This is a genomic window from Niallia circulans (assembly GCF_003726095.1).
Lineage (GTDB): Bacteria > Bacillota > Bacilli > Bacillales > Cytobacillaceae > Niallia > Niallia circulans_A.
In genome coordinates this window covers 3,557,603-3,570,590 of the sequence record NZ_CP026031.1, presented here as the reverse complement: position 1 = coordinate 3,570,590, position 12,988 = coordinate 3,557,603, and the positions used below count along the sequence as shown (strand labels likewise).

10 protein-coding genes are annotated in these 12,988 nt (G+C 37.7%); 9 read left to right on the top strand and 1 reads right to left on the bottom strand.

What is annotated here, in order from left to right; translation table 11 throughout:
- Nucleotides 1–81: 81 nt before the first annotated feature.
- From C2I06_RS17065 to C2I06_RS25135, 4 genes are all read left to right on the top strand, one after another.
- Nucleotides 82–720 carry a site-2 protease family protein gene (locus C2I06_RS17065; RefSeq protein ID WP_095329535.1) on the top strand — a complete coding sequence of 213 codons (639 nt, stop codon included), beginning with the start codon at nt 82–84 and terminating at the stop codon, nt 718–720.
- Nucleotides 721–823: 103 nt separating this feature from the next.
- Nucleotides 824–1,333 carry a YwhD family protein gene (locus C2I06_RS17060; RefSeq protein ID WP_095329536.1) on the top strand — a complete coding sequence of 170 codons (510 nt, stop codon included), beginning with the start codon at nt 824–826 and terminating at the stop codon, nt 1,331–1,333.
- A gap of 395 nt (nt 1,334–1,728) precedes the next feature.
- Nucleotides 1,729–3,657 carry an endonuclease MutS2 gene (locus C2I06_RS17055; RefSeq protein ID WP_123258503.1) on the top strand — a complete coding sequence of 643 codons (1,929 nt, stop codon included), beginning with the start codon at nt 1,729–1,731 and terminating at the stop codon, nt 3,655–3,657.
- Between the two features lie 286 nt (nt 3,658–3,943).
- Nucleotides 3,944–4,483 carry a hypothetical protein gene (locus C2I06_RS25135; protein WP_164463732.1) on the top strand — a complete coding sequence of 180 codons (540 nt, stop codon included), beginning with the start codon at nt 3,944–3,946 and terminating at the stop codon, nt 4,481–4,483.
- Between the two features lie 20 nt (nt 4,484–4,503).
- On the opposite strand, the gene C2I06_RS17040 is transcribed toward C2I06_RS25135, so the two are convergent.
- A complete protein-coding gene (locus tag C2I06_RS17040) occupies nt 4,504–6,567 on the bottom strand; it encodes a transglycosylase domain-containing protein (protein WP_123258500.1) in 2,064 nt (687 codons plus the stop codon).
- 287 nt (nt 6,568–6,854) lie between these two features.
- Between C2I06_RS17040 and speE the strand changes: the two genes are divergently transcribed.
- The 5 genes from speE (at nt 6,855) to argS (ending at nt 12,888) form a co-directional block, all read left to right on the top strand.
- Nucleotides 6,855–7,706, top strand: coding sequence for a spermidine synthase (gene speE, locus C2I06_RS17035; protein ID WP_095329539.1), 852 nt, complete (start codon nt 6,855–6,857; stop codon nt 7,704–7,706).
- Between the two features lie 35 nt (nt 7,707–7,741).
- Nucleotides 7,742–8,614 (top strand): agmatinase, encoded by an 873-nt coding sequence (gene speB / locus C2I06_RS17030; protein ID WP_095329540.1) that lies wholly within the window; start codon nt 7,742–7,744, stop codon nt 8,612–8,614.
- Nucleotides 8,615–9,048: 434 nt separating this feature from the next.
- Nucleotides 9,049–10,149 carry an SH3 domain-containing protein gene (locus C2I06_RS17025; RefSeq protein ID WP_123258499.1) on the top strand — a complete coding sequence of 367 codons (1,101 nt, stop codon included), beginning with the start codon at nt 9,049–9,051 and terminating at the stop codon, nt 10,147–10,149.
- Between the two features lie 622 nt (nt 10,150–10,771).
- Nucleotides 10,772–11,215: a YwiB family protein gene (locus C2I06_RS17020; protein ID WP_095329542.1), complete on the top strand. Its 444-nt coding sequence runs from the start codon at nt 10,772–10,774 to the stop codon at nt 11,213–11,215.
- 2 nt (nt 11,216–11,217) lie between these two features.
- Nucleotides 11,218–12,888: an arginine--tRNA ligase gene (gene argS / locus C2I06_RS17015; protein ID WP_123258498.1), complete on the top strand. Its 1,671-nt coding sequence runs from the start codon at nt 11,218–11,220 to the stop codon at nt 12,886–12,888.
- Nucleotides 12,889–12,988 lie beyond the last annotated feature (100 nt).

The following is a 12,988-nucleotide window of genomic DNA, read 5'->3' as shown; positions in this document are numbered from 1 at the left end:
TGTATAATTTTAAAAGGAAACATTACTAGATAGAGAATATTCATTTTCCATAGAAACTGTGTATAGAGGGGAGCTAATCATTTGTTATTTTCGCAAAATTTGGCGGATTTGCCATATATTATTATTTCCATTGTAATAGGTTTTACCTTCCATGAATTCGCACATGCATTTGTAGCCTATAAATTTGGAGATCCCACGGCGCAAAAGCAAGGAAGGTTAACGCTAAATCCAATCGCTCATATTGATCTCATAGGGGCAATTTTTATCTTAATCGCAGGATTCGGATGGGCGAAGCCAGTACCGGTTAATCGTCATTATTTTAAGCGGCCAAAATTAGCTGGAGTATTGGTGACTTTAGCAGGTCCTGTTAGTAACTTAATACTAGCTTTTCTTGGTTTTATCATTCTTGCAATATTAATAAAGTTACAAGTACCAATGGGAAGTAATTTTGATTTATATCCGTTTTTTGAAATTTTTGTTTATATGAACTTATTACTATTTGCTTTTAATTTGCTTCCTTTGCCCCCTTTAGATGGTTACCGAATTATTGAAGATCTGGTTTCCTCACGAGTCAGAGCAGCGATGTCCAAGTATGAAGTTTATGGATCTATTTTATTTATTGTATTAATTGTTACAGGTTTATCAAGCTATACGATATTCCCTTGGATTGAAGTGATACGATACTTTTTTCTGTCGCTGTTTAATCAATTGTTATTTTGATTTTACAGAGGATAAAAGTCGGTTTTATATATACGACTAATAAAAATCGTCAAGCTATACCAATCCGCGATCGTTTATAATAAATCGCAAAAGGAGTATGAAAATGGAAGAAAAAAAGAAGAAAACAATAGGCTTTAATATTATTAAAAATGACCCAACCGATGGGCATAAAGGCTTTGGAATTGGCAGTCTTAGTTTAGAAAATGTATCTCCTGTTATTATTGATGTAGAAGAGGGAGAAGCGATCGTTGATATCGGCGCCATGCATGCAAGAAGTGCAGTGGAACGTGGCATCAAATTTTTGAAAACAAAGGAAGAGGTTCCTAATGGCAAGCCTTACTGGTTAGTTTGGGTGACAATTGACCGTAAGCCTGAAGGTCCTTATTATGCTGGTGTAACAGCATGTGAAATGACTGTAGACCGTTCTATTCGAAGAGGTTATAAGTCTCTTCCAGAGCATGTGAATAAGATGGATAAAAGTATGAAAAGACATATTATGGTCGATCATATGGATGAGAAGTCTAAAAAGGTGCTGGCAGATTTTCTGAAAAAACATGATCAGCGCCTATGGGATAACTCTGTAGAACAGCTGAAACAAGACTTGTTAGGATAATTTTTTTGAAAATGTTGACAAATGAGCGAGGAAATCGATAAACTGAAAGAGAAATTATAATAAATAGCCCTTTTAAAGGAGATTGTTTTATGAGTGTGAGTGTTCTTAACTAACCGTTAATTATATACGGCCTTGAATTTTGTTAAAAAACTGGGGATATACCGGTTTATTTAGCATGGGAATTTCAAGGAAGGTTAAGAATAAGCCTCATAGCAAGCAATAGATGATAAAAAGCTATGGCATATTTGTCATAGTTTTTATTTTTTTATTGTAAAGGATCTCCTACTCCGCTTCTTAAAGTGGATAGGTCTACCCAAAAAGCTAGTGTGAGTGTTTGTTCACGCTGGCTTTTTCTATTTTTAAGGGCTATTGGAAGAAAAATAGGAGGAATTAAAATGAATCAACAGGCATTTGAAGTATTAGGTTTTTATAAAATTTTAGAAGAGATAGAATCCTATGCCAAAACAAATTTAGCGAAAGAGACAATACGAAAACTGCGGCCGCTGCAGGATAAAAGAAAAATGGAGCAGTCAATCAAGGAAATAGAAGAGGCGATGAAAATCATAGAAATATCTAGTAGTGTGCCGATTCATACACTTGATGAAATGTCTATTTATTTAAGCCAAGCAAAAAAAGGGATTTATATTCGGGCAGATCAATTTCCGTTTGTTATTTCCTTTTTGGAACATTGTACAAAGCTTAAACAATTTATGCGGGATAAAGAATATGCGGCACCAAATGTCTCGCTTTATGTTCAATCCATTCCTGATGTTAGCGAGCTTACAGAGGAAATAGCAAGATGTATTAGACATAGTAATGTGGATGATTATGCTTCAAGTGATTTAGCCTATTTAAGAAGACAGCTGTCCATCCTGACAGATAGAGTAAAAGAAAAAGCGAGCCAATTAGTGAAATCCAAAAAATATGCGAGTTATCTTCAGGACAAAATTGTTTCGGAACGTAACGGTCATTTGACACTCTCTGTAAAAAGAGAATATCGAACAAAAATCCAAGGTAGCGTACTGGATACATCCGCATCTGGAGCAACTGTATTTATTGAGCCAATCGAACTTGCTGACATGCAAGCAGAAATCGAAACCATGAAGCTAGCAGAAGAATCTGAAGTAGAAAGAATTCTATATGAATTAACGGAGAAGCTTTTGGCTGAGGAAGAGGCTATTAATTTAGCGATAGAAACGATGCACTATTATGATGTTTTATTTGCGAAAGCAAAATATAGCCGAGTGATTGCTGCAAAGCCGCCTTTCTTATCAGAAGATTATACGATTTATTTAAAAGAGGCTCGGCACCCAATGCTTGGAGACAAAGCAGTTCCTTTAACTCTTTCATTTGGAGAAGAGCATCGTGCCCTTGTTATTACAGGACCAAATACAGGTGGGAAAACAGTCACATTAAAGACAATTGGTTTATTAACAATGATGGCTCAATCTGGTTTACTAATTCCGGCGAAGGCAGGGAGTAAAATCGCTATTTTTCAACATATATTTGTGGATATAGGCGACGGACAAAGCATTGAACAAAATTTAAGTACGTTTAGCTCCAGATTAGTGAATATAATTGATATCTTAAGAACAACCAATGATCGCTCCCTTGTATTACTTGATGAGCTGGGATCAGGGACTGATCCGGGAGAAGGGATGGCGCTTGCTATTGTCATTTTAGAACAGCTTTATCAAAAAGGAGCAACCTTATTTGCGACCACACATTATAGCGAGATGAAAGAATTTGCAGATCAAACAGAAGGTTTTTTAAATGGAACAATGGAATTTGATATCAATACATTGCGACCAACATATAAGCTATTACTGGGACAAAGCGGAAGAAGCCAGGCGTTTGAAATTGCAAGCAAATTAGGCTTGCACCCTAAGCTCATCGAAAAAGCGCATCAGATAACGTATAAAACATATCGGAATTTCCATCATGACCAGAATTTAAAGGAGCTGGATTTTCAGCAGCAAATTGTAGTCAATAAGTACGCGCGAAAGTCAGTTGAGAAAAAAACGGTTAATCCCACTCCATCCCGGGAGCCTATTTTTGAGAAAGGGGATAATGTGATTCTTACAGAAACGGATGAAATGGGAATTGTTTATCAAGGTCCTGATGTACAAGGAAGATATATAGTCCAGGTTCGGCAGGAAAAAAGAACCGTGAACCAAAAACGATTAAAGCTCTATATAAAAGGAACAGAGCTATATCCAGAAGATTATGATTTCGATATTATTTTTAAATCGAAAGAATATCGGAAAATAAACAAGCAGCAAAAAAGAAAGCATGTAGAAGATGTGTGGTTGGAGGAGGAATAGGAGCAAGAACCGTTGTCTATGCCATCTGGGGAAAAGGAAGTAAGAGGAAAGATAATAGAGAGAGACCCCCGTTCCCGTTTGGAGGGAGAAGAGAGAGAAAAGGGAACAGAGAGAGGCCCTCCGTTCCCGTTTGGAGGGAGAAGAGAGAGGAAAGGGAACAGAGAAAGGCTCTCCGTTCCCGTTTGAAGGAAGAAGAGAGGGAAAAGGGAACAGAGAGAGGCCCTCCGTTCCCGTTTGAAGGAAGAAGAGAGGGAAAAGGGAGCAGAGAAAGGCTCTCCGTTCCCGTTTGGAGGAAGAAGAGAGGGAAAAGGGAACAGAGAGAGGCCCTTCGTTCCCGTTTGGAGGAAGAAGAGAGAGAAAAGGGAACAGAGAAAGGCTCTCCGTTCCCGTTTGGAGGAAGAAGAGAGGGAAAAGGGAGCAGAGAAAGAGCCTTCGTTCCCGTTTGGAGGAAGAAGAGAGAGAAAAGGGAACAGAGAAAGGCCCTCCGTTCCCGTTTGGAGGAAGAAGAGAGAGAATAGGGAACAGAGAAAGGCCCTCCGTTCCCGTTTGGAGGAAGAAGAGAGGGAAAAGGGAACAGAGAAAGGCCCTCTGTTCCCTTTTGGAGGAAGAAGAGAGAGAAAAGGGAACAGAGAGAGAGCCTCCGTTCCCGTTTGAAGGAAGAAGAGAAAGAAAAGGGAACAGAGAGAGGCCCTCCGTTCCCGTTTGGAGGAAGAAGAGAGAGGAAAGGGAACAGAGAAAGGCTCTCTGGTACCATTTAGAGGAAGAAGAGAGCTTTACCCTGTCGCACCTAAACAAAAAAGCATACTTCCCACAAAATAGCTGGTAGTATGCTTTATCAAGTTTATCCTACCAAGGTAAAATTCGTTTATACCATGGTACTTTTTCTTTTCCTTTTTCCTTATTTGCTGGTTTTTCGCTAGAATCTTCTTTTGGTAAATCAGCACAATATTCTGTTGGTACAGTGTCTTTGGTAAAATACATCATTCTTTTTGTATTACATGCAGCTGATGCGAGTTTGCCGCTCGTAGGATCGATATAAACGCCAACAGTACCTTTGGTAGGTGTAAATCCTTTGATCGGCTCCTTTTTTAAACTTTGTTCCATGAACTGAACCCAAACTTTCTTTGCATATGTTTTATCAGCTGCTAAAGTTATAGGCTCTCCTTGATCATAGCCTGTCCAAACAGCGGATACTAGCTGTGGAGTATAACCAATCATCCAACTATCTGATTCAGTGGAGCCAGATTTTCCTGCATAAATTCTTGTGATGTCGTCTTTAATAGTACTTCCCGTTACCGAGGCATAGCCATTGAGAGTAGGGTCAAACATGCCTGTCATCATTTGATTCATCACAAACGTTAAATCCGTATCTAAAATCTTTTCTGGTTTTGGCTTATGTTCATAGAGTAATTGCCCATCATTTGTCTCAATTTTTGTAATGAAAACAGGAGATACCCTATTTCCTCCGTTGGCAAATATACTATAGGCATTTGCCATATCAATCACACGAACATTGGAAGTTCCAAGAGCGAGAGATGGAACCTCTTGTAAATCGGTTGTAATGCCGAATTTCTTTCCTGTTTTCACTAATGTATCTTGCCCTAAAAAAAGATGGGTTTTAACAGCATAAACATTATCAGAGACAGCTAGTGCCTGTGCCATGGTAATATTTCCATCGGCATATTGATTGTTAAAATTATGCGGGGTATATGGATCTCTCCCATCATCAAAGCGAAAGGTTGTTTGTTCGCTGCTCATCATCGTAGCAGGTGTAAATCCATGTTCAAGTGCTGCATAATACAATAAAGGCTTAATCGTTGAACCAGGTTGCCGAGTTGCTTGAATTGCTCTGTTGAATGGGCTTTCTTCATAATCTTTTCCGCCTACCATTGCCTTAACATTGCCTGTAGTTGGATCCATAGCAACAAAGCCAATCTGTATATTACTAGCCTTATTTATCGTCTGATTAATCGTTTCCTCTGCTATTTTTTGCTGCTCTGTGTTTAAGGTTGTATACACTCTTAATCCACCTAATTGAATCGTTTTATCATCTAAATGAAGCTGGTTTTTCAGAATGTTTTTTACAGTATCTTGAAAATAAGGTGCTGTTTCCACACTAGCATTTGGAAATTTTCCTACTAACGATAGTTTTTCCTTTGCTGCTAACTTTTTATCTTCCTCTGTTATATATCCATTTTCAATTAAGGAATTTAGGATGATGCCCTGTCTTTTCTTCGCATTCTCCATCGATGAAAAAGGAGAATAAATACTAGGTCCCTTCGGAATACCAGCAAGCATGGTTGCTTCTCCTAAAGTTAGTTCGGAGGCCTTTTTTCCAAAGTAATATTGGCTTGCCGCCTCTGCTCCATATGCTCCATGACCATAATAAATAGTGTTGATGTAGCCTTCTAGTATTTCATCCTTTGTATAGAATATTTCTAATCGAAGGGTGTAAAAGGCCTCTGCAATTTTTCGCTTCCACGTCTTTTCATGCTCTAAAAATAAGTTTCGGGCATATTGCTGGGTTATTGTGCTCGCCCCTTGAACTTTTGCCATTGCTTTTATGTCGGCTAAAATAGCACCGCCAATTCGTTTATAGTCAAAGCCGTGATGGGAATAAAAATTTTTATCTTCAATAGAAACAGTAGCGTCTACTAAATAGGGACTAATATCATCAATGGACACCCAATACCTTTTCTGTCCATTGCTGCTTTCGCCAATAATGCTGCCATCATCTGAATAGTAGATTGTTGACTGAGAAACAGCAAGTGGTGGAGGGCCTAGTGTACGAGCATATACATATATACCGATAAAAATGATGCTGGCGGTTATCATGAAAAGAAGCCCTAATATAATCAATAGACGTAAATACTTGCCAGAGTTTTTAAGTTTATTTACAATGACCTCCAAAACATGACACCTCCTAAATAGAAACTTCTTTGTTCTTTTATCACATTAAATGAAAGGTAAATAGATAAAACTAGTATGTGGTAAACATTGGCGTTTTAAACATTTTTATCATGGAATATAAAAAAAATCTTTGCATTTTAACGAATATCCACTATACTTTTTTCGTGTTTGTTATTTGTTTGATTGGGAAGTATAAAAAGAAGATTGTACTCACAAGAAATGAAGAAATAAGGAACTTTTAGCATATAAGAAACTTTATACCAATCAAATGAATGGAGGATATGTCAATGGGAATTTGGTTTACAGAGAAGCAGACCGACGATTTTGGAATCACGATGAAAATCAAGCGTACATTACATACAGAACAAACACCATTTCAAAAGTTAGATATGGTAGAAACGGAAGAATGGGGAAATATGCTATTATTGGATGATATGGTGATGACTTCTGTTAGAGATGAGTTTGTTTACCACGAAATGGTAGCCCATATTCCACTGTTTACACATCCCAACCCTGAGTATGTTCTAGTTGTTGGCGGTGGGGACGGCGGAGTTATTCGAGAAGTTTTAAAGCATCCTAGTGTCAAAAAAGCGACGCTTGTTGATATCGATGGTAAAGTAATTGAATATAGTAAGAAATTTCTACCAGAAATAGCAGGTAAGCTGGATGATCCACGAGTAGATGTACAAGTAGGCGATGGGTTTATGCATATTGCCAAAAGCGAGCAGGAATACGATGTCATTATGGTCGATTCAACAGAACCAGTGGGTCCAGCTGTTAATCTGTTTACTAAAGGCTTTTATGCAGGAATAGCGAAAGCGTTAAAGGACGATGGACTTTTTGTTGCTCAAAGTGATAATCCTTGGTTTAAGGGAGAGCTCATTCGTTCCGTGCAAAGAGATGTAAAGGAAATATTCCCGATCACCAGATTATATATCGCCAATATTCCGACGTATCCAAGTGGCATGTGGGCATTTACAATTGGATCTAAAAAGTATGATCCATTAAATGTTCCAGAAAGTCGATTCCATTCGATAGAGACAAAATATTATACGAAAGAGTTACACAAAGCAGCCTTCATCTTACCAAAGTTTGTTCAAGATCTCTGTGAAGGGGATAGTAACAAAGCAAGTGAATGATTGGACTGTCTTTGAATAAAAAGGAGAGATGACCAATGCGTTTTGATGAATCATATTCAGGAAATGTATTTATTAAAAGTTTTCCAAATTATGAAGAAAGCCAAGTAGTATTGTATGGTATGCCAATGGACTGGACCGTTAGCTTCCGTCCGGGCTCCCGTTTTGGCCCAGCAAGAATTCGAGAGGTTTCTGTAGGGTTAGAAGAGTACAGTCCTTATTTGGATAGAGAGCTTGATGAAGTAAAATACTTTGACGCAGGAGATATTCCTTTGCCATTTGGAAATCCGCAACGCAGCTTAGATATGATTGAAGAATTTGTGGACAAAGTATTAGATGATAATAAATTTCCGCTTGGAATGGGAGGAGAGCATTTAGTATCTTGGGGCGTGTTCCAAGCAATGTATAAAAAATATCCAGATTTAGCTATCATACATATGGATGCCCATACAGATCTTCGCGATGAATACGAAGGAGAGCCATTATCTCACTCCACACCGATCAAAAAAGCAGCCAATTTAATTGGTCCAAAAAATGTTTATTCTTTTGGGATTCGTTCTGGAATGAAAGAAGAGTTTCAGTGGGCAAAAGAAGTAGGGATGCATATTTCTAAGTTTGAGGTGCTAGAGCCATTAAAAGAAATCTTGCCAACACTTGCAGGCAGACCTGTATATGTAACTATCGATATTGATGTATTAGATCCTGCGCATGCCCCTGGAACAGGTACGGTGGATGCAGGGGGGATTACTTCAAAAGAATTATTAGCATCCATTCATGAAATAGCACGTTCGAATGTTCAGGTAGTTGGAGCAGATTTAGTTGAAGTAGCGCCAATTTACGATCCATCTGAACAAACAGCGAATACAGCAAGTAAATTAATTCGTGAAATGATTTTAGGGTTTGTAAAATAATATAATTTTGATAAGTGGGGACATAGTTCCAGCTAGAAATAAAGCCAAACAATTGTACCAAAGATTTCATATGGTTGTTTGGCTTTATTATTACTGGTTAGTGGTTTTCCTCCGTAACTGGATGCACTTTACTTACCATCGGAAAAATGGATAAATATGTTAAAATATAGAAAGTGAGAAGTTAATCTATTTAGTAGACGCTTTAAAATTCAACCATTAACTTTAGAAAAAGGCTACTATCAATTTTTACTAGATAAGTGCCGTTTGGCAAGAAAATTCCCCTCGAGATTGGAATGGCAATGAAAATATTGTAGCTTTGTAATGTAGATATTAAGAAACTGAAATAGTGTTCTGCTAGACTACATATGGAGCATTTTGCGCATGCTTGTCCATGAAAAAAAGAAGCTTGATTATACATAGGGAGAAGGATGGAAATGGGAAAAAGGATTTTTGTTCTATTAGTAGGAGTAATGGTTTTATTTGCTGGCTTTCATTCGGTAAATACGGCTCAAGCTGCTAGTAAAAAAACGAAATATGTGACAGCAAGCACTCTTAATATAAGAAGCGGGGCAGGTACTTCTTATAAAATAGTGACAACCGTTAAGAAAAATCAGGCTGTAACAGTAACCCAGACAAAAGGTTCTTGGGATAAAGTGACAGTTGGAAAGAAAACCGGCTGGGCCTCTAATAAATATTTAACGACAAAAAAGCCAGCAGCAAAAGCTACGACATCTACAAAAACGATGTATGTTACAGCAAGTACGTTAAATGTAAGAAGTGGTGCAGGAACTAACTATAAAGTAGTTACGACAGTCAAAAAAAATCAATCTTTAAAAGTATCTCAAACAAAGGGATCTTGGAGCAAGGTAACGGTGGGCAGTAAGACAGGCTGGGCATCAAGTAAATACCTAACAACCAAAAAACCCGCATCACCAAAAAATTTAGCAGCAGGCCTAAAAACAGTAGGAAAAAATAAACAATTGATCCTTGTTACTTCAAATGGCTATAATACATCCTCTGCTGATATTCGTACCTTTGAAAAAAATAAAAAGGGTGAATGGATTCCAGTTTTAACGACAACTGGACATATTGGGAAATACGGCTTTACCTCAAATATGAGTGAAGGCGGAAAAAAATCACCCATTGGTAAGTTTACGATCGGAACAGCGTTTGGTACACAAAAAAACCCTGGGACAAAATTACCTTATCGAAAAATAACCAAAGATGATGTATGGGTAGATGATCCGAAATCTAAGCTATATAATACTTGGCAGTCGAAAAAGAAAACAAAAGGTCAATGGAAAAGTGCTGAAAATATGAATGTGCCGGCATATAAATATGGATTTGTTATTGACTATAATACAAAGCGAATTCCTAATAAAGGAAGCGCAATCTTCTTCCATATTGCAAATAGTTATACACTAGGCTGTACAGCAACGACAGAGGCAAATGTTGTGAAAATTTTAAAATGGCTAGATCCATCTAAAAACCCTGTGATTATCCAAACACCAATCAAGGAACTAAGCAATTATTAAAGAGAAGAGGCTGGGACAAAACAAAATATATATTGGATAAAGACGAACAATCTCTAATTCAGTGGTGAAACCAATTCGTTCCATTACACTACAGACACACGATGCGCCGGGGAGCAACCTAAGTCTCCTCGGCTAAAGCCTGTGGAGTCTTAGGCTTTGCTCTGCTTCCCGCAGGAGTCGAGTATCCTCCGTTCCATTTCACTCCTTTTTTAAAGCTTATTTTGTTTTTAAGCAAACTAAAATTACTAGGAAAAAACAGAGCAGACTGAATACACGTAGACTCCTATGGGAGCTGCGAGAAAGTCCAAGACCCCGCAGGAACGAGGAGGCTTGGCGCTCGCCCCATGGAAAGCGAAGTGTATTCAGTCTGCGGGTGATTACCACAAACCTTTTTTCTTAAAATAAATAAAAACCCCCAAACAATTATACGAATATTCTCTAATATGTACGCATAATTGTTCGGGGTTATATTGGGTTGAAATACTTATGTCTCACCCTTTTTACACATGCAGGGTTCTGTCAAGAGAGAATATCTTCGTTCTTTTGCGAACCATCTTGCACTTCCCCTTTAAAAAATTTATACTTATAAAGTTACACAGTAAATGAAAAGGAAGTGTTGTCGTTGTCTCAACCATCAGGGCAACAGGTGCCTGTAAAATTACACGTTACAACACATATATATAATGGGAAAAATAAAGAAAGTATTGAGTGGATTGGGTTTGGTCAATACTTAGAAAAAGATACTAGTAAATATATAAAATATGAAGAAATCATAGAAGAAGGAACCATTAAAACAATTATTAAAATTACAGAAAAGGAAGGACTAATCCTTCGAAGTGGAGCGGTCAAAATGCGCCTTCCTTTTCTTATTAATAAACAAAAGATCGGCAGCTATGAAAGTCCATACGGTGTATTTCAGCTAGTTACCGATACAAAGAGACTTGCGCTAGAAGTGGAACAGCAAGCAACCACAGGTTCATTAGATATTTTATATGATTTAAAGATGCAAGGCAGCAATAATGGAACCTATCATATGACTATTTCATTTAAGGAGGAGACAGAGTAAGAATGAATATTGTAGATCAAATAAAGGACAAGCTAAAGGAAGAAATTAAACAAAGCGTCATAAAAGCTGGATTAGCAGCAGAAGAACAAATTCCAGAAGTAATCTTGGAATTGCCAAAAGATAAAGCCCATGGTGATTATTCAACGAATATGGCGATGCAATTAGCGAGAGTTGCCAAAAAAGCGCCAAGAATGATTGCGGAGGCTATTATTGAGAATTTCGATCAAACGAAAGCTTCTATTAAAAAAGTAGAAATAGCAGGTCCAGGTTTTATCAATTTTTATATGGATAACAGCTATCTAACGGATTTAATTCCAACCATCCTTCAAGCGGGAGAGCAATATGGACAAACTACAGTTGGAAATAATGAAAAAGTACAAGTAGAGTTTGTTTCAGCTAACCCAACTGGCGACCTTCACTTAGGTCATGCGCGTGGAGCAGCTGTAGGAGATTCTCTTTGCAATATCTTAGACAAAGCTGGCTATGAGGTATCAAGAGAATACTATATTAATGATGCTGGTAACCAAATTAATAACTTGGCATTATCTGTAGAAGCGCGTTATTTCCAAGCGTTAGGAATGGAAAAAGAAATGCCGCAAGATGGCTATCATGGGGAAGACATTATCGGAATCGGGAAAAAGTTAGCAGAAGAATATGGGGATAAGTATGTCCATGTTTCAGAACAGGAACGTTTTGACTTTTTCCGTGAATACGGACTGAAGTATGAAATGGCTAAACTGAAACAGGATTTAGAAGATTTCCGTGTAAAATTTGATGTGTGGTTCTCCGAAACATCTCTTTATCAAAACGGAAAGATTGATATAGCGTTAAACAAGTTAAAGGAGAATGGCTATATTTTTGAACAAGATGGAGCGACATGGTTACGTTCTACTGATTTTGAAGATGATAAAGACCGTGTGCTTATTAAAAATGACGGATCTTATACGTACTTATTGCCAGACATCGCTTATCATAAGGATAAATTAGATAGAGGCTTTGAAAAGCTTATCAATATTTGGGGTGCAGATCATCATGGTTATATTCCTCGTATGAAAGCTGCAATCCAAGCATTAGGATATAACAAAGAAGCATTAGAAGTGGAAATTATTCAGCTTGTTCACTTATACAAAAATGGCGAAAAAATGAAGATGAGTAAGCGTACAGGAAAAGCTGTAACAATGAGAGACCTAGTAGAAGAAGTAGGCCTAGATGCAACTCGTTATTTCTTTGCTATGAGAAGTGCAGATACGCATTTAGATTTTGACTTAGATCTAGCTGTATCCCAATCGAATGAAAACCCAGTATATTATGCACAATATGCCCATGCTCGTATCTCTAGTATCCTTCGACAAGGAAAAGAACAAGGAATCGAGCCGAAGGACGAGCTAAATGCTGCACTAATTACGGCGGAAAAGGAATTTGACCTATTAAAGAAATTAGGAGAATTCCCGCAAGCAGTAGGAGAAGCGGCATTAAAGAGAATGCCACACCGTATTACGAATTATATTTACGACTTGGCATCTACTTTCCATAGCTTCTATAATGCTGAAAAAGTATTAGATGCAGACAACTTAGAAAGAACAAAAGCACGTTTAGCATTAATCCAAGCAACGCAAATCACATTAAGAAACGCCTTGGCGCTTATTGGCGTATCTGCACCAGAAAAAATGTAATAAATCAAAAAGAGGAAAGCGAAAATAGACGCTTTCCTCTTTTTAATAAGTTGTTTCTTCAACATTTGCAGAGCTTCCGATTTCTCCTTTTCTTTTTTCT

What these genes read in the sequence shown, in the direction of transcription:
- speE (WP_095329539.1), top strand. Translation starts at nt 6,855, where the DNA reads ATGGGAATTTGGTTTACAGAGAAGCAGACCGACGATTTTGGAATCACG.
- C2I06_RS17055 (WP_123258503.1), top strand. Translation starts at nt 1,729, where the DNA reads ATGAATCAACAGGCATTTGAAGTATTAGGTTTTTATAAAATTTTAGAA.
- C2I06_RS17060 (WP_095329536.1), top strand. Translation starts at nt 824, where the DNA reads ATGGAAGAAAAAAAGAAGAAAACAATAGGCTTTAATATTATTAAAAAT.
- C2I06_RS17025 (WP_123258499.1), top strand. Translation starts at nt 9,049, where the DNA reads ATGGGAAAAAGGATTTTTGTTCTATTAGTAGGAGTAATGGTTTTATTT.
- argS (WP_123258498.1), top strand. Translation starts at nt 11,218, where the DNA reads ATGAATATTGTAGATCAAATAAAGGACAAGCTAAAGGAAGAAATTAAA.
- speB (WP_095329540.1), top strand. Translation starts at nt 7,742, where the DNA reads ATGCGTTTTGATGAATCATATTCAGGAAATGTATTTATTAAAAGTTTT.